Here is a 25,095-nt window from a genome sequence, read left to right as displayed (position 1 = left end):
TTTGATAACAAAAATAAAAAGTAAGGGGAGAGTACAAACATGGGTATGAAAAAGAAATTAAGCTTGGGCGTTGCCTCAGCCGCACTCGGTTTAGCATTAGTAGGAGGAGGCACATGGGCCGCATTTAATGATGTGAAGTCGACAGACGCTACATTTGCGTCAGGAACACTTGATTTATCGGCTAAAGAACAATCAGCCAATGTCAATTTGTCAAACTTAAAACCAGGTGATAAATTGACGAAAGATTTTGAATTCAGAAACAATGGTTCACTTGCTATTAAAGAAGTGCTGATGGCTTTGAATTTTACTGACTTTAAAGGAGCAAAGAAAGGAAATGAATCTGCGGAGGATTTCCTCAGTCAGTTTGAAATTACGGTTCTGACAGTCGGTAAAGAAGGGGGCAACGGCTATCCTAAAAATATCATTTTGAAGGCGGCCAGCCTGAAAGACTTATACTTAATGTCAACAAAACAGGATAAAGCAGCTGCCGAAGCGATCAGCAAGCACATTGATCCGAAATTCCTGAGTGAGAGCGGAAAAGTCAATGTAGCAACCATTAACGGCAAAACAGCTCCTGAGTACGACGGAGTTCCGAAAACGCCTGCTGATTATGACCAGGTGAGAATGGAAATCCAATTTAAAAATGACACCGCAAAAACTGCGGACGGATTAAGTGTGCAAAACAAGTTCCAAGGCAATGCGATTTCTCTTCAATTCTCTTTTGAAGCAACGCAATGGAACGGCTTGACCATTACGAAAGATCATACGGATAAAGACGGTTACGTCAAGGAAAATGAAAAGGCTCACAGTGAGGATAAAAACTAATCCGAAAGTCGGACAGTTAAAAGAGGAGTTGTGCACATATGGCGGCACTACTCCTCTTTTTGCGCTTTTCTCCATTTTTGATAATCTAAAAATTCACGAAATTGTTTTTTTGATACCCCGGATGTCATCGCATCGCGAACTAATTTCTCCCATTCACTATCTAATTGACCATCGTATTCGGTTTCATGTTTTTCATCAAGTAAAGTATGAACCGAGACGTCCAGAACAGCGGAGACTTTTTCGAGAAATTGAATGGAGGGGTTCGTCTGTAAATTTCGTTCTATTGAGCTTAAATAAGACTTCGCTACCCCAGCTTTTTCAGCTAGTTCTGATAGTGAGTAGCCTTTTTCTTTTCGGTATTGTTTAATACGCTGGCCAATCAATGTCATCACCTTCCTTGTGATATTATAGCACATTCAGAAAGGATTTACGGTATGACTTCTGGCTGCCTGGATATGTTGAGAAGACTTTTTATGCGAAAGCAGGTATTTGCGTATTTCTTCTAGGCTGATATTTGCTTTTTGGGCTTCTAATATCAGCTCAACCCATTCCTTATCTAATTGCGAAAATTCCATTTTTGCATTTTTCATGCATTTTCTCCTCCTAAAATACTTGTTTATGTATTTCAGCCAATCCGCCCATGACCTTATCTTTACATGTCTGGAAGTGATTCATCGCATGCGAAACGCCAGAAATTTTTTCTATATACTTTTATTATAATATAGAATTTCCAGAAAAAACGGGAAAGGTGTCGAATGGATAACGCTTATCCAGAAAAATTACTTTGCAGGAAAAATAAACCGCCGTTTTCAATCTGAATGTGAATTTTCGGCTGATATAAGGCTTTCAGCGCTTGTTTTTCCAAATGGTATTCCTCAGGTTTTTCCTCTGTCTGCTCATAAAACTGATCGAGCAGCCTGAGGTCCTTTTTCCATCTGGCGATCGCGCTGTCAGCCCAGTCTGACGGCTCTTTGGCGGCAGCGTCTTTTAAGTAATGCTCCATTCTTTTAATTCCGCTTTCCGGCTTAATCATCGGCGATATGGTAAAGCAATAGTCTGATATTTGCGAGGTCAGCGGAAGCGGTGCAAGCTTCTGCTGAAACCCCTCTATAATTGTTCCAGAAACAAGATGCAGGCCTAAAGACAAAAGTCTGTCTTTTTTCATGTCGGATTGGTATGAAATCACTACATTTAATCCAAGCCAGGGCTGAAGCGGCACTCTGGCTCCGGCTGATACAATTTTCTCATATATTCTTGTAAATCTCCCATTTTGTTTAACTGCTTGAAAGATTTGAAAGAGGCGCGGGGCTCCAAAGTAAATAAATTCGCCGTCCATATCCTCCGGAGCCGTTTCTTTATCAGTGATGAACGTAATCTTCATCGGGTTCGGTTCGCCGCCCGTTTTTTCACGCCAATGCCAATAAAACGGGCGGTTCATAATTTGTTTGTCCATCTCGACCGTCAACTGAACCGTCATAAAACCCGGCCCTTGTTCTGTAATCGGACAGTGGTTCGCTTCAAAAAAGCGCAGTAAAAATTCGTGAACCTCCTGCTGTCTCATGTCGCGCTTCCTCCTTTTAGATTAAGATCCTTTTTTTCTGGCGGGCTTTTCCGTACCGTATGACAGAAAAGAGGTGAGATTGTCCATTTTGATTCTCATTTCTTCCTCTGTCAGCGAATGGCATAAAATATCATGCAAATGGTCTTCAAAATTGCTCACTTTGATTTTTGTTAAGATGTCATCTAATTCTCCGACGACATTTTCAAATAAATGAATTTTGTCATACAGAAGTTTTAAGATATGCTCTTCAACCGTATGTTTTGTCGCCATATTGTAGATATGGACATCTCTTTCCTGACCGAGTCTGTGAATCCTTCCGATTCTTTGTTCAAGCCGCATCGGGTTCCACGGGAGGTCATAATTGATAATATGGTTGCAGAATTGCAGGTTGATCCCTTCGCCTCCGGCTTCTGTAGCGATCAGCACCTGCACTTTGCCGCGGAAGAGATCCTTCATCCAGTCTTTTTTTCCGCGTTTAAATCCGCCTCTGAACGGAACGGAGCTTATGCCGTTCTGCTGAAGGAACCATTGCAGGTAAATCTGTGTCGCCCTGTATTCAGTAAAAATAATGACTTTGTCATTAATCTTTTGGATCAAGTCAACAACTTGAATCGCTTTTGAGTTTTGCGTGACTTGATTGATGCGGTCCATTAAATCAGCGATCGTCTGTTCATCGAATGCGGGCGCTTGTTTGTCTTTTTGGTCAAGCATTTTTTTGAGCGTCATATACACGGCTTCCCTGCTTGAACAGCATTCTCTTTGCAGCGTCATAATGGAAAATGCGCTTGCGGGCTTTTCCGTGCCGTTTTTCAGTGCGGCGATGTCATCGTAAAGCGCCTGTTCCGTCGGTGAAAAGGTGATCGGCACTGTTTCCACGTGGCGCTTCGTCCATGTAAGGCCGGTGTCGCTCCGCGTGTTGCGGATCATCACCTTATTGACGAGCTCTTTCAAATGCTCATGAGCGTCAATCCCGTCCTTCTGATTGAAGGTTTCTTGAAATCCGCTTTCGTTTCCTAAATGGCCGGGCTTTAACAGTGACACTAAATTGAAGATTTCTTCGATCCGGTTTTGAATCGGCGTCGCCGTCAGAAGCAGGCAGTATTTCTTCACAAGACTTCTCGCAAATTCATAATTTTTCGTTTTGCTGTTTTTGAGCTTGTGCGCCTCGTCAATAATGACGAGATCATACGGAATAGAAAGCACAATGTCTTTGTGAGGCGAGCGTTTGGCCGTATCAATAGAAGAAACGACGATATCGCACTGTTCCCACACATAGCTTTTCTTCTGTTCAACAGCGGGTATTAAAAACTTCTCCTGAAGCTCTTTCACCCACTGGGAAACGAGTGATGCCGGCACAAGAATCAGGATTTTTTTGGCCAGCCCGCGAATCATATATTCTTTTAAAATCAGGCCCGCTTCCACCGTTTTTCCGAGCCCCACTTCATCAGCCAAAATCGCCTTGCCGTTCATTTTTTCAACGACTTTCTGCGCGACCTCAAGCTGATGGGGAAGCGGAGTGAAATCGGGCAGGTATAAAGGAGCCCTCAACCCTTCAAATTCAGGAATGGCAAGGGTCTGCTGGACTTCAGCCGACAGTTTGTACATCTCCCAATTTGACCAGGGACCGTCCGTTTTCAGCCGCTCAGAAAACTCTCCCGGCCAGTTTGCATCAAATATGATCTCTGCTGTCATATGTAACAAAACCGCCTTTCTTTTAAAAAACTGATTTATCATAATTTTTGTTGCCGGACGTAAATGAGGGTGGTAGGATATAAGTAATGATTTCACTAAAAGATATTGCTTTAGTATGTCCATAAAATTGGTAAATATGAGCGAATGACAGCAAGGGGAGAGACTCGGACGAAAGATGGGCGTCCGGGCGCCGAAGGAGCAAACTGCGGAGTGAATCTCTCAGGCAAAAGAACTCTTGCTCGACGCAACTCTGGAGAGTGTCTGCACTTAGAAGCAGCAGACCACCAAAGGGGACGTCTTTATGATATGTTCATAAAGTAAACTTTCAGGTGCCGGGACAGAGAAACCTTCATTTTCATGAGGTGTTTCTCTGTCCTTTTTTATATGTTTTTACAATGCGCCAATGACTGAAGGGGGAAGATGATGCTGAAACGAACACCGCTTTATGACGTGTACAAAGAATACGGCGGAAAAACGATTGATTTTGGAGGATGGGAGCTGCCGGTTCAATTTTCTTCTATTAAAGAGGAGCATGAAGCCGTCCGCACAAAAGCGGGCCTGTTTGATGTGTCCCATATGGGAGAAGTTGAAGTATCCGGTAAAGACGCCCTGTCTTTTCTGCAAAAAATGATGACAAATGACGTTGCCGATTTAAAGCCGGGAAACGCGCTTTATACCGCCATGTGTTATCCTGACGGCGGTACGGTCGATGACTTGCTGATCTATCAGAAAAGCGAGAGCTGCTATCTGCTCGTGATTAACGCGTCTAATATTGAAAAAGACATCGCTTGGCTGACGGAACATGCGGAAGGCGATGTCACGCTGACGAATCAGTCTGACGGGATTTCACTGCTTGCCGTTCAGGGGCCGAATGCTCAGTCGGTTCTTACGAAGCTGACTGAATGTGATTTGTCCTCCTTAAAGCCGTTTACGTTTATTGATGGGGCGGACGTTGCCGGACGACAAGTCCTGCTTTCAAGAACAGGCTATACCGGTGAAGACGGATTTGAGTTATATTGCCGCAATGAAGATGCGGTTCATCTATTTAAGGAGATACTTGCAGCGGGAGAGCATGAAGGCCTCGTTCCGTGCGGCCTCGGCGCCCGTGATACGCTGAGATTTGAAGCGAAGCTTGCTTTATACGGTCAGGAATTGACGAAAGATATTACACCGATTGAAGCCGGAATCGGATTTGCCGTGAAACACAAGAAAGATTCCGATTTTTTCGGGAAGTCTGTATTGCGCGAACAGAAAGAAAAAGGAGCCCCGCGAAAGCTGGTCGGACTTGAGATGATTGAAAAAGGGATTCCGAGACACGGGTACGCCGTGAAAAAAGACGGTGTTCCGATCGGTGAAATCACGACAGGCACGCAATCTCCGACTTTAAAGAAAAATATCGGCCTTGCCTTAATCAAAACGGAATTCAGTGAAGTCGGAACGGAAGTAGAAGTGGAAATCCGTAAAAAAACGGTAAAAGCGAAGATTGTCCGCACACCGTTTTATAAACGTCCAAAACAGAGCTGAAAAAGGAGAGTCATATGAAGCATCGATATTTGCCCGCGACAGAACAGGATAAAAAAGAAATGCTGAAAGCCATCGGCGCAGAAACAATTGATGAACTGTTTGCCGATATTCCGGAAAATGTACGGTTTCAAAAAGACTACCAAATTAAAAAAGCAAAATCAGAAACAGAGCTGACGAGAGAGCTGACGAAGCTTGCGGCGAAAAATAAAGACGCTGTTACATATGCATCTTTTCTGGGCGCAGGAGTGTACGATCACTACCAGCCGGTTATCGTCGATCATGTGATATCCCGATCAGAGTTTTACACGGCATATACGCCTTACCAGCCTGAAATCTCACAAGGAGAGCTGCAGGCGATTTTTGAATTTCAAACGATGATCTGTGAATTAACGGGAATGGATATCGCAAACTCCTCTATGTACGATGGGGGAACGGCGCTGGCGGAAGCGGCGATGCTTGCGTCGGGACATACGAAAAAGAAAAAAATCGTCATTTCCGCAGCCGTTCATCCGGAATCGCGGGATGTTTTGAAAACATACGCAAAGGGCCAATATATTGAGGTTGTAGAGGTGCCCGCGAAAAACGGCGTCACAGATCTTGAAGCATTGGAACATGCCGTTTGTGATGAAACGGCCGCCGTGATCGTCCAGTATCCGAACTTCTTCGGACAAATCGAGCCGTTAAAGGACATTGAGCCGCTCGCACATAAAGGAAACAGCCAGCTGATTGTTTCTTCAAACCCGCTCGCGCTCGGTATTTTGACACCGCCCGGGGCATACGGAGCTGATATCGTCGTCGGGGACGCGCAGCCTTTCGGCATACCTGCGGCGTTCGGCGGCCCGCACTGCGGCTATTTTGCAGTAACGAAAAAACTGATGAGAAAGGTTCCGGGCCGGCTTGTCGGCCAAACGGAGGATGAAAACGGGCGAAGAGGTTTTGTTCTCACTCTTCAGGCGCGCGAGCAGCATATCAGAAGAGACAAAGCCACGTCTAACATTTGTTCAAATCAGGCGCTGAATGCTTTAGCGGCTTCAGCCGCGATGACGGCGCTCGGAAAAAACGGCGTCAAAGACATGGCCCGCCAAAATATATTGAAAGCTGATTACGCGAGACGCCAAGCGGAAAAAGCCGGCTTGCACGTAGCATTTGACGGCCCGATATTTAATGAATTTGCCGTCAGGCTGAATCTTCCCGTCAAGGAAGCAAACCGGCGGCTCCTGCAAGACGGCATAATCGGCGGATATGACTTAGGCCTTGCGTATCCGGAACTGAATCAGCATATGCTCATTGCCGTCACAGAGCTGAGAACAAAAGAAGAGATCGATTCGCTTATTGCGGGATTGGGGGATCAACATGAATAATCAAGATCAGGCGCTTATTTTTGAAATGTCCCGCGAAGGGCGTATCGGTTACAGCCTTCCGGAGCTTGATGTGCCGGAAACAGAGCTTGAAAGCCTTCTTCCCGGTGACTATATCCGCGATGAAGACGCAAAGCTGCCGGAAGTATCAGAGCTCGATATTATGCGGCATTATACCGCTCTTTCTAAGAGGAACCACGGAGTTGATTCAGGCTTTTATCCGCTCGGCTCCTGTACGATGAAATACAATCCGAAATTAAATGAAAAAATTGCCCGGATCGCAGGTTTTTCCGCCATTCATCCGCTTCAGGACGAGGACACGGTTCAGGGGGCGCTTGAGCTTTTATACGATTTAAGCGGACACTTGGAGGAGATTACGGGCATGGACGAGGTGACGCTGCAGCCTGCGGCGGGCGCTCACGGCGAATGGACCGGCCTGATGATGATCCGCGCCTACCACGAAGCGCGGGGAGACTTCGGACGGACGAAAGTGATTGTCCCTGATTCAGCCCACGGTACGAATCCGGCATCCGCCACGGTCGCCGGTTTTGAAACGATTACCGTTAAGTCAAATGAGCACGGGCTGGTTGACATTGAAGATTTGAAAAGAGCGGTAAACGAAGAAACAGCGGCGCTGATGCTGACGAATCCGAACACCCTCGGGTTATTTGAGGAAAACATTACGGAAATGGCTGAAATCGTCCATCAGGCCGGCGGAAAGCTTTATTATGACGGAGCGAATTTAAATGCCGTTTTAAGTAAAGCAAGACCGGGAGATATGGGATTTGACGTCGTTCACCTTAATCTGCATAAAACATTTACCGGGCCGCACGGAGGGGGAGGACCGGGCTCAGGTCCGGTCGGAGTGAAAAAAGAATTCATTCCGTATCTGCCGAAACCTGTTCTTACGAAAAAAGAGGGCCGTTTGACTTTTGACTATGACCGGCCGCAGTCGATCGGGCGTGTAAAACCTTATTACGGCAACTTCGGCATTAATGTCAGAGCTTACACGTATATCCGTTCCATGGGGCCTGACGGCTTAAAAACTGTGACCGAAAACGCGGTTTTAAATGCAAATTATATGATGAGAAGACTCGCGCCTTATTTTGATCTCCCGTATGACCGTCATTGCAAGCATGAATTTGTGTTATCGGGAAGAAGGCAGAAAAAGCTCGGCGTACGAACGCTTGATATTGCCAAACGGCTTTTGGATTTCGGCTATCATCCGCCGACTGTGTATTTTCCTCTCAATGTTGAAGAAAGCATCATGATCGAACCGACGGAAACGGAATCAAAGGAAACGCTAGATGCGTTTATAGATGCCATGATTCAAATTGCGCGGGAAGCGGAGGAATCGCCTGAAATCGTTCAGGAAGCGCCGCATACAACAGTTGTCAAAAGAATGGATGAAACCAAGGCGGCAAGAAAGCCCGTTTTAAAATACGAACGTACACTTGACGGCATCCGCTGACACGGTGTAAAAAAAAGAGCTGTCCGTTTTATACGGAAGCTCTTTTTTATGATTAGTTTTTTGCTTTAATTTTTCCGCCCCATTTTTTAAATCCGCCTTTCAGGTTGTAAATATCTTTACAGCCGTGTTTGCGGAGCGTCTGTGCCGCGCGTCCGCTGCGGACATTGTTTTGGCAGTACAGATAAACGGGTTTATCAGGACGGATTTCACTTTTGCGCTGTTTCAGCTGTGACAGCGGAATGTTGCGCGCGCCGAGAATATGGCCGCCTTCAAATTCATTCGGTTCACGGACGTCAATCAGCTGCGCTTTTCTGTAGCCCGCGCGGAATTCCTCTTCCGTAAGTGTTTTCATTAAACGCTGCTGGTAAAAATACGACACGATCATATAAACGATAAACGCCGCAACAATAATTAAAGCAATCATATTAGACAATGCGATTCTACTCCTTTAACTTATAAAATCAAAACCCTGCTTCCTGAAAACAAGGCTTACCGGACGTTTTGGGACAAATACTATTATAGTAAAGCATGAAGCGATTGTCATCCTTAATGAAACGAAATATTTTTCATTTTCAAGGCAGTTTGTTAAACTGATTTTATTAAAACGATAAAGAAGGGTTCAGTGTATGGAAAAAGAAACATGGCGGTTTATTGACTCAGGGAATGAAAGCCCGGCATTTAACATGGCGCTGGATGAAGCGCTTTTATATTGGCACAGCCAAAAAAAAATTCCTCCGGTGATCCGTTTTTACGGCTGGAATCCGGCAACTTTGTCTGTCGGGTATTTTCAAAATATTAAGAAGGAAATTAACTTTGACGCAGTACATAAACACGGCCTCGGGTTTGTCAGAAGACCGACAGGCGGACGGGGTGTTCTGCATGATAAAGAATTGACATACAGCGTAATCGTTTCAGAGGATCACCCGGAAATGCCGGCCACGGTGACAGAGGCGTACCGGGTGATTTCAGAAGGTATTCTGCAGGGATTCAGAAACCTTGGACTTGATGCCTGCTTTGCGATTCCGCGAACGGAGAAAGAAAAAGAAAGCTTGAAAAATCCGCGCTCGTCCGTCTGCTTTGATGCGCCTTCGTGGTATGAACTGGTCGTCGAAGGACGGAAAGTTGCCGGAAGCGCACAGACACGCCAAAAAGGCGTCATTCTTCAGCACGGTTCCATCCTGCTTGACATTGATGAGGATAAGCTGTTTGATCTGTTTTTATATCCGAGCGACAGAGTCCGTGAGCGCATGCAGCGGAATTTCAAAAACAAAGCGGTAGCCATCAACGCCTTAGCGCCGAAACGGGTAACGATGGATGAGGCCAGAATCGCTTTTAAAGCCGGTTTTGAGGAAGGGCTGAACATTCATCTTGAGCCTTACACACTCACGTCTGAAGAGCTTGCATTTGTCAATGAGCTGGCTGAGACGAAATACGCAGCTGATGAATGGAATTATAAGCGCTGATAAGGCTTGACAGACCGGAAGCATCCTTGTTTTTTCATGACCGTTAGTGTAAACTTGTAATGGTTTATAAAGTTAAGGTGCTTTTTGGGAGGGTTACTTATGACAACACCAAGTATGGAAGATTATATTGAACAGATTTATATGCTGATAGAAGAAAAAGGATATGCACGGGTTTCTGATATCGCGGAAGCTTTGGCAGTCCACCCCTCCTCTGTAACGAAAATGGTTCAAAAACTAGATAAAGACGAGTATTTGATTTATGAAAAATATCGCGGGCTCGTATTGACGTCAAAAGGCAAAAAGATCGGCAAACGGCTCGTATACAGACACGAATTGCTTGAGCAGTTTTTAAGAATCATTGGTGTTGATGAAGAGAAGATTTACAATGATGTTGAAGGAATCGAACATCATCTGAGCTGGAACAGCATTGACCGCATCGGCGACCTCGTTCAGTATTTTGAAGATGACGAAAGCCGGAAAAAAGAACTGAAATCCGTACAGAAAAAAACCGAAAATCCCGGTGAATAAAGGGCAGCCCGAAATGGGGCGCCCTTTTTTTAATGTCTTCATTCTTTGGTCTATTTCGCCCAGCCGTTTCTTAAAATAATAATACACCTTGAGATGGAAGGGAGAGGGCGCGCTATGCAGATTGACGGCGTATTTTCGGGCGGGGGGATAAAAGGGGTGGCGCTTGCCGGCGCTTATGAAGCGCTGGAAGAAAAGGGCTTTCGCTTTGAAAGGCTCGCCGGAACAAGCGCCGGCGCGATTATTGCCGCATTTATCGCTGCGGGCTATACGAGCAGAGAGGTTCATTCCATCATAGATGAGGTTGACGGAAGGCAATTGCTTGATCAGAGATACTCGTTCCTCCCGCTGAAAATCCTGCGGTGGGTGTCGATATATTGGCGCCTCGGACTATACAGAGGCGATATGCTGGAAAAGTGGATTGCGGATAAATTAAAAGCGAAGGGCATCATCGCGTTCGGCGATTTGAAAAAAGGCTCGCTCCGTCTCATCGCTTCAGATCTGACGAACGGAAAGATGATCGTGCTTCCTGACGATCTTCCCCGCTATGGATTAAATCCGGAGATGTTCCCGGTTGCCAGAGCCGTCAGAATGAGCTGCAGCATTCCTTATTTTTTTGAACCGATAAAACTGAAGACCGAAAAAGGCACCTCAACGGTCGTTGACGGCGGCGTGTTAAGCAATTTCCCGATTTGGCTGTATTCAAAAGAACGCAAACGGCCGGTCATCGGAATTTCGCTTTCGCCCAACGAAAAAGAGCGCCCGAAAAAATCAATCCGCAACGCTTTTGAGCTGTTCGGGGCTTTGTTTGAAACGATGAAAGACGCTCATGATGCCAGGCATATCGCGACAAAGTACGAACAGAATATTATTTTTATTCCGGTGGAACATGTGATGGCGACGGAGTTTCATCTCACACCGCAAAAAAAACTAGCTCTCATTGAGCTAGGAAAAAGCAGAACAGAGCAATTTTTGAAGCAATGGAGCTATTAAAAAAGCGCTCTGTTTTTCTTTTTATTCTTTTTGCCTTCTATGACGGTAAGCTGGGTCTGGCTTTTTTTCTTAAGAATCATCGGCTTCGGTCTGCTGCTGCTCGGCACGCTCCGCAAATGGCTGACCCGGCCTCTGTGTCCGGCGCGGTGCTTCGCTTTTTGCTCCTTCATTCGGAGCCGCGATTGTCTGGCCGCTTTTCTGAAAGCGGTTCCGTCACGGCCGGTGCGGCGGTTCAGGACCGTCCTCACGATAAAATAAATAATGATGCCTGCGATAATAACGGTGATCGCTCTTGAAATCATCTGCCCGGGGTTGGTTACCGCTGCATAAATGAAACCGAATGCGCCAAGCGCTATCAATACAGCAAAAAAAGGTTGTACACGATGATTCATAACTGCCCACCTCCAAAATAATAACGGTAACTGTTCAGATTACGTTGTGAGACGGCTTTTCGCTCTGTTCTGAAATGTCTTCCAGTCTGAGAAGCTCGTTAAAGCTTTCTATGGCAACCTCGACCTGGTCATCCGCCGGTTCCTTTGTCGTTAAAAGCTGCAGCCACAGGCCGGGATAACCGAGCACTTTCAAAACGGGGATATTCCGCACTCTGTTCGTCAGCTGGAGCACTTCAAAGGAGATGCCGAGAACGACCGGTATAAGCGCAATCCTGTCTAAAATCCGCACCCAAAGCGGATCTGTCGGAACGAGTAAATAGATGAACATGCCGACAATGATCGTAAATAAAATAAAGCTTGAACCGCAACGGTAATGAAGCCGTGACTGCTTCTGAACATTTTCTATTGTAATTGGCAAATTCTGTTCATAACAGTTTATGACCTTATGTTCGGCTCCATGATATTGAAACACTCTTTTAATTAACGGCGTCATTGATAAAAAATAAATGTAGCCGAGAAGCAGAATAAGCTTAAACAGACTTTCGATTCCGATCTGCGCGGCGTCTGAGGAAAATACGGGCCTTACAAGCTCCGCTAAGAAGACCGGGACGAGCGTAAAAACGAATTTGCTGAACAAAAACGACAGAACGCCGATCACCGCCAGGCTGAAAAACATCGATAAGCCCGAACCCTTCTTATCTTCCTGCTCCAGCTTGGCGTCATCTTGAGGGTCAAGCCCGTAACGTTCGCTGGAAAAGTTTAAATGCTTTGTGCCGTTGGCGCTCGCCTCAATGATGGCGACGATTCCCCGCAAAAAAGGAATCTTTTTTAAAGCCGAAAGCTTGGCGTTCGGCACTCTCGGAAGCTTGAAAAAATCAATGCTTCCGTCATTCCTGCGGATGGCGGTAACATAATTTTTTCTGCCGCCGAACATGACCCCTTCAACGACAGCCTGCCCGCCGTAAGCAGGGGGCGTTTTTTGTTTGGACATTGTTTATCAACCTGCCTGTTTTTTTAGGATTTACTAACCATTTCCTTTCACTCTATTGTACAGGAAACCGCGGTAAACCTCTAGTTAGACAGCCGGAAAATCAATGCTTTTTCTACATGCAGTATACCCCGTTTCTTTAGATTTTACTCATTGAATGAAAATATGGCGCAGTTTTTTATGACTTTTCAATTTTGGGGCAGTCTATGACTGGAGGTGCCATGATGACAAGCGAAAAACATTCAGAACAGGAAGAAAAAAAGAAGCAGGATGATGATCAGCAGCCTGTTTCATTTACCGGCAGAATTTGCGGTATCGGATTTGCCGGCGGTGTATTTTGGAGTTTGATCGGCTATCTCGGGTATGTCTTTCATTTTTCAGAGATCAGCCCCAACATGATTCTTCAGCCGTTTATGATCGGAGAATGGAAAAAACAATGGCTCGGCACGATGGTCAGCATCGTTGTCATCGGATTCATTTCAATTGCCGGGGCGTTTATTTATTTCGTCTGCCTGAAACGTTTTAAAACCATGTGGCCGGGGATGGTGTACGGCGTCATTTTATGGTGTGCGGTTTTTTTCTTATTCAATCCGATTTTCGAAGATGTGAAATCCGTCACTGAATTGAAATCAGATACAATCGTGACGACGCTTTGCCTTTACATTCTGTACGGTTTGTTTGTCGGCTACTCAATTTCCTTCAACTACAATGAACTTACGTCAGACAAGCTTGCAAGGGCGCTCGGCAACAAGTGAATAAGTGTATAATCCCTGTCCGGTATGGTAAAATGTTCACGAGAAGTGAACATTTTTTATGCTGAAAACCGGGCGGGGATGCTCCCGCGTTGTCAGGCGGCAGTCAAGAATCGGCGAGGAGGAGAAAGGGAATGAAACTTGAGAAATTGCGAAATCTTTTCGGTCAGCTGGATATAGACGGAATGTTGGTGACAAGCTCCGCCAATCTGCAGTATATGACGGGATTTACGGGTTCGTCAGGCCTTGCGGTCATATCGAAAGAACGTGCGGCATTTATCACGGATTTCCGTTACACCGAGCAGGCGAAGACGCAAGTGAAGGGTTTTGACATTATCGAGCACGGCGGAAGCTTAATCCAAACGGCTGCGGATACGATTCTTGAGTACGGCATTAAAAAACTCGGCTTCGAGCAAAACAGCATGACGTACGGAACATATGCATCCTACCAAGCGGTGCTGCAGGAAGCGGAGATGGTTCCCGTCGCGGATTCCGTTGAAAAGTTGCGCTTGATTAAGTCAAGTGAAGAGATTAAGATATTAGAGGAAGCTGCGAAGATTGCGGATGATGCGTTTGAACATATTCTGACGTTTATCAAACCGGGCATCTCAGAGATTTCAGTTGCAAACGAGCTTGAATTTTATATGAGACGTCAAGGAGCAGACGGCTCTTCCTTTGATATGATTGTCGCCTCGGGAGTCAGATCCAGCCTTCCCCACGGAGTGGCAAGCGGCAAATTGATTGAAAAGGGAGACTTGGTCACGCTCGATTTCGGCGCTTATTATAAAGGCTATTGTTCTGACATCACACGCACCGTCGCGGTCGGAGAGCCAAGTGATAAACTGAAAGAGATTTATCAGGTCGTATACGATGCCCAAGCGCTTGGTGTCCTGCATATTAAACCCGGCATGACGGGAAAAGAAGCGGACGCCCTGACGAGGGATCACATCACCGCAAAAGGCTACGGACAGTATTTCGGCCATTCGACAGGACACGGGTTTGGAATGGAAGTCCATGAATCACCGGGGCTGTCTCTCAGGTCATCGGCCGTTCTTGAGCCGGGCATGGCGGTAACGGTTGAGCCGGGCATATACATACCGGAAGTTGGGGGCGCAAGAATCGAAGATGATATCATCATCACTGAGGACGGCAACCGGACAATTACGCATTCCCCTAAAGAATTAATTATTTTGTGATCGGAATATAGGAGGACATCAAACATGATTTCAGTTAACGATTTTCGTACAGGACTAACGATTGAAGTAGACGGCGGCATTTGGCGCGTCGTTGACTTCCAGCACGTAAAGCCGGGAAAAGGAGCGGCATTTGTCCGTTCTAAATTGCGTAACCTCCGCACGGGCGCTATTCAGGAGAAAACATTCCGTGCAGGTGAAAAAGTCGCGAAAGCTCAAATCGAAACAAAAACGATGCAGTATCTTTATGCCAACGGCGATCAGCACGTGTTCATGGATACAAGCTCATATGAACAGCTTGAATTGAACGAAAACCAAATCGAAGAAGAATTGAAATATCTTCTGGAAAATATGTCTGTGCACATCATGATGTATCAGTCTGAAACGCTCGGTATTGAACTGCCGAACACAGTTGAACTGAAAGTTGTTGAAACAGAGCCGGGAATTAAAGGCGACACGGCGTCAGGCGGCACAAAACCTGCCAAAACGGAAACAGGTCTTGTCGTAAACGTACCGTTTTTCGTGAACGAAGGCGATACGCTGGTTGTAAATACATCAGACGGCTCTTACGTGTCAAGAGCGTAGTCAAAGAAATTCGGAGTCTGCTCCTTTTACGGGGCAGGCTTTTTTTGCGTTCTGCCTGAATCTTTCTTCTATATGAAAATAGTGAGACTACTTCCGTCAGCTAGAGCATATAGTGTAACAAAATGCTTGAAGTTGGGGGATTGCAATGAAATTTTTGTTCGGTTCAATCAATTCTACTGTTTTAACGATGGCCGGTTTACGAGTTTTGTCCTCGCTCATTGAATTATCGGCCGCTATTATCATGCTTTTGACAAACGACATCAGAAAGGCGGTTGTGGTGAATAGTATTTTGGCAATCGTCGGCCCGCTGATCTTTATCATCACAATGACGATCGGCATTTATCAGATTGCCGGACAGCTCTCATATGCAAAATTAATATTGATTTTTGCGGGAGTCGTGCTGATTTTGGCCGGTGTGCATAAATAGAGGGCCGGGGTGTCATAAAGTCTGTCCCGGATCATACATTTTAGAGAAGCCAATCGGTAAAAAAGGAGGAGACTCTATTGAATGAGATTACAGAGGTTCTCCCTGAATTATTGAGAGATGCCATCTCCGCCGTGCCCGAAGAAGCGAGGCGGGATACAGAAGAAATCAGAATCCGCGTCGACAGGCCGGTTGAACTGATCCAAAAAGGACAACCTTTGTATTTGTCATATGTCTGTACGGCCGGCGACGCACAGCTGATCCTCAGCCGGCTCAGCAATTACAGTATGTACACGCTGGAAGAAGAGCTGAAAAAAGGATATATCACAATCAGAGGAGGCCACCGTGTGGGGCTGGCCGGAAGAGTCATCGTCGAAAACGGAGCCGTCAAAGGACTCCGGGATATTACTTCTTTTAATATCCGAATCGCCCGGGAGAAGCTGGGAATCGCAGAACCGCTCATTCCTTTCTTATGGAAAGAAAACTGGCTGAATACGCTGATCATCGGTCCTCCGCAAACGGGGAAAACGACCTTGCTTCGTGATTTGGCCCGGCTTTCCAGCACCGGATCAAAACGCATTCCCGCAAAAAAGACAGGTATCGTAGATGAACGTTCGGAAATTGCCGGCTGCCTGCGGGGCATTCCCCAGCACAGTTTCGGCCGCAGAATCGATGTCCTTGATGCCTGTCCGAAGGCGGAAGGGCTGATGATGATGATTCGCTCTATGAGTCCTGATGTCATAATTGTGGATGAAATCGGGAGAATGGAAGACTCACAAGCGCTGCTGGAGGCGCTCCATGCGGGCGTATCCGTCATCGTATCTGCGCACGGGTGGAATATGAAAGACTTGGTAAAGAGGCCGTCGCTGAAAATGCTTTGGGAGGAAAACGTGTTTGACCGGTATGTTGAACTGTCAAGGCGCCGCGGTCCGGGAACGATCAGCAGGATGTACGGAAAGGACGGGGAACCTGTTCCGCATGCTGAAAGCGTGATGACATGCTGAAGCTTTTGGGTGCCGTGTTTATTCTGACAGCGACGACTTGGACCGGATTTGAGATCGCCAAAATGTATATAGAAAGGCCGAGGCAGATCCGTCAGCTGCGCGCGGCGCTCCAATCGCTTGAAGCGGAAATCATGTTCGGACATACACCGCTGCATACCGCCTCGGGACAAATTGCCGCACAGCTTTCCAAACCTGTATCGTTATTGTTTCAAGCTTTCAGCAGAAGGCTTGAGCAGGGAAGCGATTCCGCCAAAACGGCTTGGGAACAGAGCTTGAAACATAATTGGTCGTCCATGGCGATGAAAAAAAGCGAATATGATGTGCTGAAGCAATTTGGAGAGACGCTCGGGCTCCATGACCGTGTTTCACAGCAGAAACATATCAAGCTTGCGCTTACACATTTGGAAGCGGCGGAAGCGGATGCCGGACGGGCGCAGGCGAAAAATGAAAAAATGGTGAAAAGCTTAGGATTTTTAGCCGGACTGTTACTCATTCTTCTATTGATGTAAACATGAGGGGAGCAAACATAAAATGGGAGTCGACGTAAATGTCATTTTTCAAATCGCCGGAGTCGGTATCGTGGTTGCGTTTCTGCACACCATACTTGACCAAATGGGAAAAAAAGAATACGCCCAATGGGTGACGCTGCTTGGCTTTATCTATATTTTATTTATGGTGGCGACGATTGTCGATGACCTGTTCAAAAAGATCAAAGCTGTGTTTCTATTCCAAGGATAGGGGGGCTTACAGATTGAGATTGTTCAAATTGTAGGTTTAGGCCTGATCGCCACATTTCTCTCCCTGATCGTAAAAGAACAGAAACCGACTTTCGCGTTTATGATTGTCGTCTTCAGCGGCTGCGTGATCTTTCTTTATCTCATCGACCAGATTTACGACATTATCAGAATGATAGAAAAAATAGCCGTCAATGCAAATGTCAATATGGTCTATGTGGAAACCATTTTAAAAATTATCGGCATCGCCTACATCGCTGAATTCGGAGCGCAGCTGACAAAGGATGCGGGCCAGGGAGCGATTGCTTCGAAAATAGAGCTGGCCGGAAAAATTTTGATACTGGTAATGGCCGTGCCGATACTGACCGTTATTATTGAAACGATTCTCGGACTTATTCCTTCTTAATCATAAATGGAAAGGGGGCACAAAAAATGAAGCGCTTTCGGTGGGCGGGGGCTTTTTTGTTCATCCTCTTATTTTTTCAGACTGAATGTGTACAAGCTGCCGGAACAGACGGTGCGGCGCAGGAAACCGCAGTTCACCAAGAAACGGCTGATGAAGTGGCGAAAAAGCAGGCCGAAGCGCTGAAAACAGAAGGTATCGGAAAGTTTTGGGACGACATTATGACAGAATACGGCGGTCTTTTGCCTGAAAGCCAAAAGGGAAGCATCATCGACTTTATTAACGGAGAAAAAACGTTCTCGCCAGAGGCGTGGCTGAAGGCCTTATTTTCCTACCTGTTTCATGAAGTGCTCGCAAACGGAAAACTTCTGGGCACTTTGATCCTTCTCACCATTTTTTGTGTCATTCTGCAGCTTCTGCAAAATGCGTTCCAGCAGAGCACCGTCAGCAAAGTGGCTTATGCAATCGTCTACATGGTGCTGATTATTCTCGCTTTAAACAGCTTTCATGTTGCTGTCAATTATGCCAGTGAAGCGATCCAGACGATGACAAGCTTCATTCTCGCGCTCATCCCGCTTTTACTCGCGCTTTTGGCGTCTTCCGGGGGAGCCGTCTCCGCAGCTTTTTTTCACCCCGTTATTTTATTTCTGATGAATACGAGCGGCCTTCTCATTCAAAACATCGTCATGCCGCTTATCTTCCTGTCAGCGATTTTAAGCATCGTCAGCACGATGACGGATCAATATAAAGTCACGCAGCTTGCCAATCTGCTCAGAAATATCGCGATCGGAGCGCTTGCCGTATTTCTCACCGTGTTTCTCGGCGTCATCTCCGTACAGGGGGCTTCGGCTGCCGTGACGGACGGGATTACGCTCAGGACTGCAAAATTTATAACAGGCAATTTTATTCCCGTACTCGGCCGGATGTTTACGGATGCGACGGATACGGTCATCAGCGCCTCGCTCCTATTAAAAAACACCGTGGGAATCCTCGGAGTCGGAATTTTGATCTGCATCTCCGCGTTTCCGGCGATCAAAGTGCTCTCGCTCGCTTTTATTTATAAGCTCGCGGCCGCTATTCTGCAGCCGCTCGGAGGCGGGCCCGTCATTACGTGCCTCGGCGTCATCAGCAGAAGCGTACTGTATATTTTCGCGGCGCTCGCCATCGTCTCTCTCATGTTTTTCCTCAGCATCACAGTCATTATTACAGCAGGCAACCTCACTATGATGATGAAATAAAGGAGGCCCATTGGATATGAGCTTTTTAACAGAATGGCTGACAAGCATTATTTTATTTATCTTATTCGCCATCGTCATCGACATGCTGCTGCCCAGCTCCAGTATGCAAAAATACGCCAAGATGGTTGTCAGCCTGCTGTTAATCATTGTCATGCTCAACCCGATATTCAAACTTTTCAAAACAGACCCGGAAATCATCTTCGATTATTTGACAAAACAAGAGCAATCTCAATCCGCTGATATAAAAAATCAAATTAAATCAGAAAAAAAAGAAATACAAGCATCAAACCGCGCATATGTTTTAGAAGAAATGGCTGTCCAACTAAAAAAGAAAGCGGAGGAGATGTTCAGTCATGACGAATACAAAATAGACGACATCCGCCTTACAGCGGAAGAACAGGTTCGTTCAGAAGAAGATGTAAAAACGATCAGCGTGTATATGGCCCCATCTTCTGAAAAAACCGTGCAAACCGTCGCACCGATCGACATCCGCACAGACCGCAAATACGAACCGGAAGGCGCAGCCGACAAAAAAGAGGCCGCAGACATCAAAGAAAAACTTGCGGATATATGGGAAATCGGCAGTGAGAAAATTACGGTTTATATGGAAGGCGGGGAGAAAAACGGCCATGAATAAAAACGGACTATGGACCATACTCAAAAAACAGCTGATGATCGGACAGGCGAAAGACGGAGAAAAACCAAAACTGACAAAATATCATTACTTTCTGTTCGTGTTTGTGCTCGGGGTATCTTTTATGCTGGTCAGCCAGCTGTTCTCTTCACCGGAGAAAACCGGGAAGGACCAAGCGGTGCAGACCGTCATGTCCGGCCGAACGGAAGACAAAAGCGGGCAAAAAAGCGCACCCGTTTTTAAGGCATCGAAAGACGGCAGCGCAAAAACCACGATCGATGATTACGAAAGAGACTATGAAAACCAGCTGAAAGAAATCCTTGAAACGATTATCGGCGTGGAGGATGTCTCAATTGTCGTAAACGTAGACGCAACATCTTTGAAAGTGTTTGAGAAAAATAAAACGAAAAAAGACACCACCACTGAAGAAACCGATAAAGAAGGCGGCAAAAGAAGCGTAACCGATCAAACCTCTGAAGAACAAATTGTCATGATTCGAAACGGGGACCAGGAAACCCCGGTCGTCGTCCAGACGAAAAAGCCCGATATCCGCGGTGTACTCGTTGTCGCTCAGGGAGTGGACAACGTTCAAATAAAAAAAACCATCATTGATGCCGTCACAAGGGTGCTTGATGTTCCGAGCTACCGTGTAGCGGTTGCCCCTAAAAAAATCAAGGAGGATTCATAAATCATGCTGAAAAAACAAACGGTTTGGCTTTTAACAATGCTCAGTCTCGTCGTGGTATTAAGTGTTTATTATATTATGTCGCCGGAAAGCAAAAATGCCGTGCAGATGAAAAGCGAAAAAAGCAGCGGAGAAGTCGCCACTGAAAAAACGCCGGCTCCTGAAACGAAAGATAAGAGCGGAAGCGGCACGGAAAAAGAAGACGGCACAAAAGGAACGAAAGATTCTAAAGGCACAAAAGAGGATAAAGAAACATCAGCCGAAGCATCGGACAAAGACGGATCGGTCGCCACAGAAACAGCTGATGAAAACTTATTTACCGCATACCGCATGGAGCTTGAAGACGCGAGAAGCAAAGAAAGGGAACAGTTAAACAGCATTGTTTCAAGCGATGATGCGACCGCAAAGGAAAAAAGCGAAGCCTACGATAAAATGACGGCGCTGAGCAATGCTGAAGGGACGGAAAAACAGCTGGAAACGCTGATTAAAACACAAGGCTACAAAGATGCGCTCGTGGATGCTGAAGGAGACAAAATCAACATTACCGTCATGTCTGACAAACATTCAAACGCAAAAGCTTCCGCTATCATTGACCTGGTGGAAAAAGAAATCAAGACGATGAAAGACGTCGCCGTCACGTTTGAACCGACAAAGTAAGAGACCTGAACCGCCCGCACCCGCTGCGGGCTTTTCTGATGTCATTTTAGATCAGTGTTGAATTTACACAAGCGCTCCTGTAAGATAAACATAGTATGTACTTTTAGTAGCAACCCATAAATTTCTATTTTTTATACATAGGAGTGGAAACTGATGTTAAAAATCAACGAAATTCATGAACTGATAAAAAGAATCGATGAATCTTCCATCGACGAATTTGTTTACGAAATTGAAGGCGTAAGCCTCAAACTGAAAAAAAATGAAGCGCCGGCAGTGAATGTAACGGGACAAGCCCAAGCCGTTCCCGCCGCTTACGCACCTGCTCCGCAGGCTGCAAAACCGGAAGCGAGTGAAGCCGCTCCTGCTCAGGAAGCGCCGAAACAAGACGAAAACCTGCACAAAATTACGTCTCCGATGGTCGGAACGTTTTATGCTTCTTCATCGCCGGAAGCCGGCCCTTACGTAAACCAAGGTTCAAAAGTGAGCGAAAATACAGTTGTTTGTATCGTAGAAGCAATGAAACTCTTTAACGAGATTGAAGCCGAAGTAAAAGGAGAAATCGTTGAAGTGTTAGTTGAAAACGGCCAGCTGGTCGAATACGGACAACCTCTATTTCTTGTAAAAGCTGAGTAAGGAGACCTGCTATTATGATTAAAAAGCTATTGATCGCCAACCGAGGAGAAATCGCCGTCAGAATCATCCGGGCCTGCAAAGAGCTGGGCATTGAAACTGTAGCCGTTTATTCTGAGGCAGATAAAGACGCCCTGCATGTCCAAATGGCCGATGAGGCTTTTTGTATCGGGCCGAAAACATCAAAAGAAAGCTATTTAAATGTAACGAACATCGTCAGCGTCGCAAAGCTGACCGGCACGGATGCGATTCATCCGGGATACGGGTTTTTAGCTGAAAACGCCGACTTTGCCGAGCTGTGCGAGGAATTAAACGTAACGTTTGTCGGCCCTACGGCTGACGCCATTTCAAAAATGGGAACAAAAGATATCGCGCGCGACACGATGCAGCTGGCGGGCGTGCCGATTGTGCCCGGTTCAAAAGGAATCATAAAAAATACGGAAGAAGCGGTTTCGCTTGCAGGTGAAATTGGGTATCCTGTCATTATAAAAGCCACTGCGGGCGGAGGCGGAAAAGGCATCCGGGTCGCACGCACAGAAGAAGAACTGATCAAAGGCATTGAGATTACCCAGCAGGAAGCCGCTACGGCATTCGGAAATCCGGGTGTGTACATCGAGAAGTACATAGAAGATTTCCGCCATGTTGAAATTCAGGTGCTTGCGGATAATTACGGAAACACAATCCATCTCGGAGAGCGTGACTGTTCTATCCAAAGACGTCTGCAAAAACTTCTTGAAGAGTCACCGTCACCTGCGCTTGATTCTGAAATCAGGGAGCAGATGGGTGAAGCAGCGGTAAAAGCAGCGAAGGCCGTCGGTTACACGGGAGCCGGCACAGTAGAATTCATCTATGACTACAGAGAACAGCGCTACTACTTCATGGAAATGAACACGCGTATTCAAGTAGAGCACCCTGTCACAGAAATGGTGACGGGAACGGATCTGATCAAAGAACAGATTAAAGTGGCATCCGGACAGGAGCTCTCGCTCAGACAGGAAGCCGTTGAATTTAACGGCTGGGCGATTGAATGCCGCATCAACGCTGAAAATCCTGCGAAAAACTTCATGCCTTCACCCGGTAAAATTAACATGTACCTGCCGCCGGGCGGACTCGGCGTACGCGTGGATTCAGCCGCATATCCCGGCTACTCGATCCCGCCGTACTATGACAGTATGATTGCTAAAGTCATCACATACGGAACAACGCGTGATGAGGCAGTCGCACGGATGAAACGCGCGCTGAGCGAATTCGTGATTGAAGGTATTGAAACGACGATTCCGTTCCATTTGAAACTGCTTGAACACGAAACATTTGTCAGCGGAGAGTTTAATACAAAGTTTTTAGAAACATATGATGTAATGGGCTCATAATTTTTGCGGGAGGTGAATTGAATGGAAGACAACAGTGTGCTTAAAATGGATCATGATGAGGCTCATTTAGGCAAGGTTGAAATTGCTCCTGAGGTCATTGAAGTCATTGCCGGCATCGCCGCTTCCGAAGTTGAAGGAGTTGCTGAAATGCGCGGCAATTTCGCCACGGGCGTCGTAGAACGCTTCGGCAAAATCAATCACGGCAAAGGCGTAAAGGTCGATTTAGCCGATGACGGGATTACCATCGACGTCTATTGCGTCGTTCAATTCGGGATCTCGATCCCGAAAGTGGCGGCAAGCGTTCAGGAGAATATCCGCCAAACCTTATTAAACATGACGTCTCTGACCATTAATGAAATCAATATTCATATCGTCGGCATTCAATTTGACACGAAAGCCCAAGAAGTCGAAATCGACGAAGAAATGTAATGAGCGTATAAAAACCAAGGGGATGGGCAGCCCTTTGGTTTTTTATACGTTTCCCGTCATTTCAGGCATGAAGAAAGCCGGCTTACAAACGGCAGCCGAGTTTCTTCATGCTGTGAAATCCGAATGAAATTAATACGGTTTGTGAAAATATTCGGCATTAGGGTGAAAAAACCTAAATTTCGACATGCGATTGAGAAAAAAATATGTTATGATCTCTTTAAGCTTAACGACAAGCGGATAAAGCGGATCTGAAGGAGAAAGAAAATGAAAAGAAGAACAGCTAGAGAAAAAGCTTTGCAGGCACTTTTTCAGATTGATGTCAGCGATATTGCACCGAACGATGCCATTGAGCACGCGCTTGATGGTGAAAAAACAGATGCCTTCTTTGAACAGCTGGTGTACGGAGTGATCGAACATCAGGTTCAGCTTGATGAAATGATTTCCGGCCATCTCGTCAATTGGAAGCTTGACCGGATTGCAAACGTAGACCGCGCGATCCTGCGTCTGGCGGTGTATGAAATGGTTTATTCTGACGACATTCCTGCTAACGTGTCATTAAACGAAGCAATCGAGCTGGCAAAACGGTTCGGCGACGATAAAGCTGCAAAATTCGTAAACGGGGTTCTTTCTAACATTAAAACTGATATCGAATCATAGGAGGAAAGAAAATGACTGCAACAATCATCGACGGAAAAGAAACGGCTAAAGAAAAACGCGAACAATTGGCAAAAGAAGTAGAAGAGCTGAAAGCACAAGGCGTAGTGCCTGGATTGGCGGTCATTTTAATCGGAGACGATCCCGCTTCTGTTTCATATGTGACAGGCAAGAAAAAAGCCGCTGAAACAATGGGAATGAAATTTAAGCTTGACCGCTTTGACTCAAGTTTAACCGAGGCGGAGCTTTTAACAGTGATTGATCAGTATAATCAAAATCCGGAATTCCACGGCATTCTCGTCCAGCTGCCGCTCCCGGATCATATTTCTGAAAAAGCCGTAATCGAGCGGATCTCCCCTGATAAGGATGTTGACGGTTTCCACCCTCTCAACGTCGGGAAAATGCTGCTTGGCGAAGATACATTTCTTCCATGCACGCCGCACGGAATTGTCGAGTTATTGAAAAAGACGAACGTAGATCTTTCCGGCAAAGAAGTTGTTGTAGTCGGACGAAGCAATATTGTCGGTAAACCGGTCGGCCAGCTGCTGCTGAACGAAAACGCGACCGTCACATATTGTCATTCCCGCACGAAAAATATGTCTGAGCATACGAAAAAAGCAGATATTCTCGTGGTAGCGGTCGGTAAAGCGAACTTCATCAAAGCCGATCAAATCAAAGAGGGCGCCATTGTCATTGATGTCGGCGTCAACCGTCTCGAAAGCGGAAAACTTTGCGGAGACGTTCAGTTTGATGAAGCGAAAGAAAAAGCATCTTTCATTACGCCGGTGCCGGGCGGAGTAGGTCCGATGACCATCACAATGCTTGCGCATAATACTGTTAAATCTGCCAGACGTACGTTATCATAGATAACCGGAGACAGTCACAAAAAGTGTGACAATGAGCACGATACC

The 25,095-nt window shown here is 46.1% G+C and carries 31 protein-coding genes and 1 riboswitch; of the genes, 24 read left to right on the top strand and 7 right to left on the bottom strand.

What is annotated here, in order from left to right; all coding sequences use genetic code 11:
* Positions 1–39 precede the first annotated feature (39 nt).
* Positions 40–825 (top strand): TasA family protein, encoded by a 786-nt coding sequence (locus NYE28_RS13125; protein WP_007408329.1) that lies wholly within the window; start codon positions 40–42, stop codon positions 823–825.
* A 47-nt stretch (positions 826–872) separates the two neighbouring features.
* Here the strand turns inward: NYE28_RS13125 and sinR are convergent, their stop codons facing one another.
* The 4 genes from sinR to NYE28_RS13105 all read right to left on the bottom strand — a co-directional run bounded on the left by sinR (position 873) and on the right by NYE28_RS13105 (position 4,078).
* Positions 873–1,208: a transcriptional regulator SinR gene (gene sinR, locus NYE28_RS13120; protein WP_003153104.1), complete on the bottom strand. Its 336-nt coding sequence runs from the start codon at positions 1,206–1,208 to the stop codon at positions 873–875.
* 33 nt (positions 1,209–1,241) lie between these two features.
* Entirely contained in the window at positions 1,242–1,415 is a 174-nt protein-coding gene (locus tag NYE28_RS13115) for an anti-repressor SinI family protein (RefSeq protein ID WP_003153105.1), read from the bottom strand.
* A gap of 176 nt (positions 1,416–1,591) precedes the next feature.
* Positions 1,592–2,386, bottom strand: a complete 795-nt coding sequence (locus tag NYE28_RS13110) for a YqhG family protein (RefSeq protein WP_076424968.1) — start codon at positions 2,384–2,386, stop codon at positions 1,592–1,594.
* Positions 2,387–2,407: 21 nt separating this feature from the next.
* Positions 2,408–4,078, bottom strand: a complete 1,671-nt coding sequence (locus tag NYE28_RS13105) for an SNF2-related protein (protein WP_124934996.1) — start codon at positions 4,076–4,078, stop codon at positions 2,408–2,410.
* A 144-nt stretch (positions 4,079–4,222) separates the two neighbouring features.
* Positions 4,223–4,323, top strand: a riboswitch (glycine riboswitch).
* A 178-nt stretch (positions 4,324–4,501) separates the two neighbouring features.
* On the opposite strand from NYE28_RS13105, the gene gcvT reads away from it, so the two are divergent.
* Genes gcvT through gcvPB form a run of 3 tightly spaced genes read left to right on the top strand, consistent with a single transcriptional unit; the run spans position 4,502 to position 8,431 of the window.
* Positions 4,502–5,602, top strand: a complete 1,101-nt coding sequence (gene gcvT, locus NYE28_RS13100) for a glycine cleavage system aminomethyltransferase GcvT (RefSeq protein WP_032866432.1) — start codon at positions 4,502–4,504, stop codon at positions 5,600–5,602.
* A gap of 14 nt (positions 5,603–5,616) precedes the next feature.
* Positions 5,617–6,963, top strand: coding sequence for an aminomethyl-transferring glycine dehydrogenase subunit GcvPA (gcvPA, locus tag NYE28_RS13095; RefSeq protein ID WP_059368121.1), 1,347 nt, complete (start codon positions 5,617–5,619; stop codon positions 6,961–6,963).
* The gene (gene gcvPB, locus NYE28_RS13090) at positions 6,956–8,431 is read left to right on the top strand and encodes an aminomethyl-transferring glycine dehydrogenase subunit GcvPB (protein WP_094031832.1); all 1,476 of its coding nucleotides are present in this window, start codon (positions 6,956–6,958) and stop codon (positions 8,429–8,431) included. Before gcvPA ends, gcvPB begins: the two co-directional genes overlap by 8 nt.
* Before the next feature lie 52 nt (positions 8,432–8,483).
* On the opposite strand, the gene NYE28_RS13085 is transcribed toward gcvPB, so the two are convergent.
* Complete coding sequence (locus NYE28_RS13085; protein WP_007408335.1) at positions 8,484–8,864, bottom strand: rhodanese-like domain-containing protein; 381 nt, start codon at positions 8,862–8,864, stop codon at positions 8,484–8,486.
* Positions 8,865–9,057: 193 nt separating this feature from the next.
* On the opposite strand from NYE28_RS13085, the gene NYE28_RS13080 reads away from it, so the two are divergent.
* From NYE28_RS13080 to NYE28_RS13070, 3 genes are all read left to right on the top strand, one after another.
* Positions 9,058–9,894: a biotin/lipoate A/B protein ligase family protein gene (locus NYE28_RS13080; protein ID WP_094031831.1), complete on the top strand. Its 837-nt coding sequence runs from the start codon at positions 9,058–9,060 to the stop codon at positions 9,892–9,894.
* Between the two features lie 99 nt (positions 9,895–9,993).
* A complete protein-coding gene (mntR, locus tag NYE28_RS13075; protein ID WP_007408338.1) occupies positions 9,994–10,422 on the top strand; it encodes a transcriptional regulator MntR in 429 nt (142 codons plus the stop codon).
* A 114-nt stretch (positions 10,423–10,536) separates the two neighbouring features.
* Positions 10,537–11,412, top strand: coding sequence for a patatin-like phospholipase family protein (locus NYE28_RS13070; RefSeq protein WP_094031830.1), 876 nt, complete (start codon positions 10,537–10,539; stop codon positions 11,410–11,412).
* On the opposite strand, the gene NYE28_RS13065 is transcribed toward NYE28_RS13070, so the two are convergent.
* Together NYE28_RS13065 and NYE28_RS13060 are read right to left on the bottom strand one after the other, a co-directional pair.
* Positions 11,409–11,804, bottom strand: coding sequence for an SA1362 family protein (locus NYE28_RS13065; RefSeq protein ID WP_007408340.1), 396 nt, complete (start codon positions 11,802–11,804; stop codon positions 11,409–11,411). The genes NYE28_RS13070 and NYE28_RS13065 overlap by 4 nt on opposite strands.
* A gap of 34 nt (positions 11,805–11,838) precedes the next feature.
* A complete protein-coding gene (locus tag NYE28_RS13060) occupies positions 11,839–12,795 on the bottom strand; it encodes a DUF1385 domain-containing protein (protein WP_007408341.1) in 957 nt (318 codons plus the stop codon).
* 221 nt (positions 12,796–13,016) lie between these two features.
* Between NYE28_RS13060 and NYE28_RS13055 the strand changes: the two genes are divergently transcribed.
* The 17 genes from NYE28_RS13055 to folD all read left to right on the top strand — a co-directional run bounded on the left by NYE28_RS13055 (position 13,017) and on the right by folD (position 25,050).
* Positions 13,017–13,547, top strand: a complete 531-nt coding sequence (locus NYE28_RS13055; protein WP_003153121.1) for a YqhR family membrane protein — start codon at positions 13,017–13,019, stop codon at positions 13,545–13,547.
* A 131-nt stretch (positions 13,548–13,678) separates the two neighbouring features.
* Positions 13,679–14,740, top strand: coding sequence for a Xaa-Pro peptidase family protein (locus tag NYE28_RS13050; protein ID WP_160223170.1), 1,062 nt, complete (start codon positions 13,679–13,681; stop codon positions 14,738–14,740).
* A 24-nt stretch (positions 14,741–14,764) separates the two neighbouring features.
* Positions 14,765–15,322: an elongation factor P gene (efp, locus tag NYE28_RS13045; protein WP_003153123.1), complete on the top strand. Its 558-nt coding sequence runs from the start codon at positions 14,765–14,767 to the stop codon at positions 15,320–15,322.
* Positions 15,323–15,467: 145 nt separating this feature from the next.
* Positions 15,468–15,749, top strand: a complete 282-nt coding sequence (locus NYE28_RS13040; protein WP_003153124.1) for a YqhV family protein — start codon at positions 15,468–15,470, stop codon at positions 15,747–15,749.
* A 77-nt stretch (positions 15,750–15,826) separates the two neighbouring features.
* A complete protein-coding gene (spoIIIAA, locus tag NYE28_RS13035; protein ID WP_007408342.1) occupies positions 15,827–16,750 on the top strand; it encodes a stage III sporulation protein AA in 924 nt (307 codons plus the stop codon).
* Complete coding sequence (gene spoIIIAB / locus NYE28_RS13030) at positions 16,744–17,259, top strand: stage III sporulation protein SpoIIIAB (protein ID WP_007408343.1); 516 nt, start codon at positions 16,744–16,746, stop codon at positions 17,257–17,259. The genes spoIIIAA and spoIIIAB overlap by 7 nt, the downstream gene beginning before the upstream one ends.
* A 22-nt stretch (positions 17,260–17,281) precedes the next feature.
* A complete protein-coding gene (gene spoIIIAC, locus NYE28_RS13025; RefSeq protein WP_003153142.1) occupies positions 17,282–17,488 on the top strand; it encodes a stage III sporulation protein AC in 207 nt (68 codons plus the stop codon).
* A gap of 12 nt (positions 17,489–17,500) precedes the next feature.
* Complete coding sequence (spoIIIAD, locus tag NYE28_RS13020) at positions 17,501–17,890, top strand: stage III sporulation protein AD (protein WP_071392571.1); 390 nt, start codon at positions 17,501–17,503, stop codon at positions 17,888–17,890.
* A gap of 26 nt (positions 17,891–17,916) precedes the next feature.
* Positions 17,917–19,125, top strand: coding sequence for a stage III sporulation protein AE (spoIIIAE, locus tag NYE28_RS13015; protein ID WP_052827643.1), 1,209 nt, complete (start codon positions 17,917–17,919; stop codon positions 19,123–19,125).
* A 16-nt stretch (positions 19,126–19,141) separates the two neighbouring features.
* Positions 19,142–19,762 carry a stage III sporulation protein AF gene (spoIIIAF, locus tag NYE28_RS13010; protein WP_003153146.1) on the top strand — a complete coding sequence of 207 codons (621 nt, stop codon included), beginning with the start codon at positions 19,142–19,144 and terminating at the stop codon, positions 19,760–19,762.
* Positions 19,755–20,447, top strand: a complete 693-nt coding sequence (gene spoIIIAG / locus NYE28_RS13005; RefSeq protein WP_033574142.1) for a stage III sporulation protein AG — start codon at positions 19,755–19,757, stop codon at positions 20,445–20,447. The genes spoIIIAF and spoIIIAG overlap by 8 nt, the downstream gene beginning before the upstream one ends.
* Positions 20,448–20,450: 3 nt before the next feature.
* On the top strand, positions 20,451–21,101 hold the full coding sequence (locus tag NYE28_RS13000; RefSeq protein WP_007408346.1) for a SpoIIIAH-like family protein: 651 nt from the start codon (positions 20,451–20,453) through the stop codon (positions 21,099–21,101).
* Between the two features lie 153 nt (positions 21,102–21,254).
* Positions 21,255–21,734, top strand: a complete 480-nt coding sequence (accB, locus tag NYE28_RS12995) for an acetyl-CoA carboxylase biotin carboxyl carrier protein (protein WP_007408347.1) — start codon at positions 21,255–21,257, stop codon at positions 21,732–21,734.
* Between the two features lie 14 nt (positions 21,735–21,748).
* A complete protein-coding gene (gene accC / locus NYE28_RS12990; protein ID WP_342490094.1) occupies positions 21,749–23,101 on the top strand; it encodes an acetyl-CoA carboxylase biotin carboxylase subunit in 1,353 nt (450 codons plus the stop codon).
* 21 nt (positions 23,102–23,122) lie between these two features.
* Positions 23,123–23,530 carry an Asp23/Gls24 family envelope stress response protein gene (locus tag NYE28_RS12985; protein ID WP_003153156.1) on the top strand — a complete coding sequence of 136 codons (408 nt, stop codon included), beginning with the start codon at positions 23,123–23,125 and terminating at the stop codon, positions 23,528–23,530.
* Between the two features lie 264 nt (positions 23,531–23,794).
* Positions 23,795–24,187, top strand: a complete 393-nt coding sequence (nusB, locus tag NYE28_RS12980; protein WP_007408349.1) for a transcription antitermination factor NusB — start codon at positions 23,795–23,797, stop codon at positions 24,185–24,187.
* 11 nt (positions 24,188–24,198) lie between these two features.
* Complete coding sequence (gene folD, locus NYE28_RS12975; protein ID WP_007408350.1) at positions 24,199–25,050, top strand: bifunctional methylenetetrahydrofolate dehydrogenase/methenyltetrahydrofolate cyclohydrolase FolD; 852 nt, start codon at positions 24,199–24,201, stop codon at positions 25,048–25,050.
* Positions 25,051–25,095 lie beyond the last annotated feature (45 nt).

Origin of the sequence: Bacillus sp. FSL R5-0443, assembly GCF_038608285.1 — a bacterium.
Taxonomy (GTDB): domain Bacteria; phylum Bacillota; class Bacilli; order Bacillales; family Bacillaceae; genus Bacillus; species Bacillus velezensis.
The sequence above is the reverse complement of the archived record's forward strand: the minus strand, read 5'-3'. Positions and strand labels throughout refer to the sequence as shown.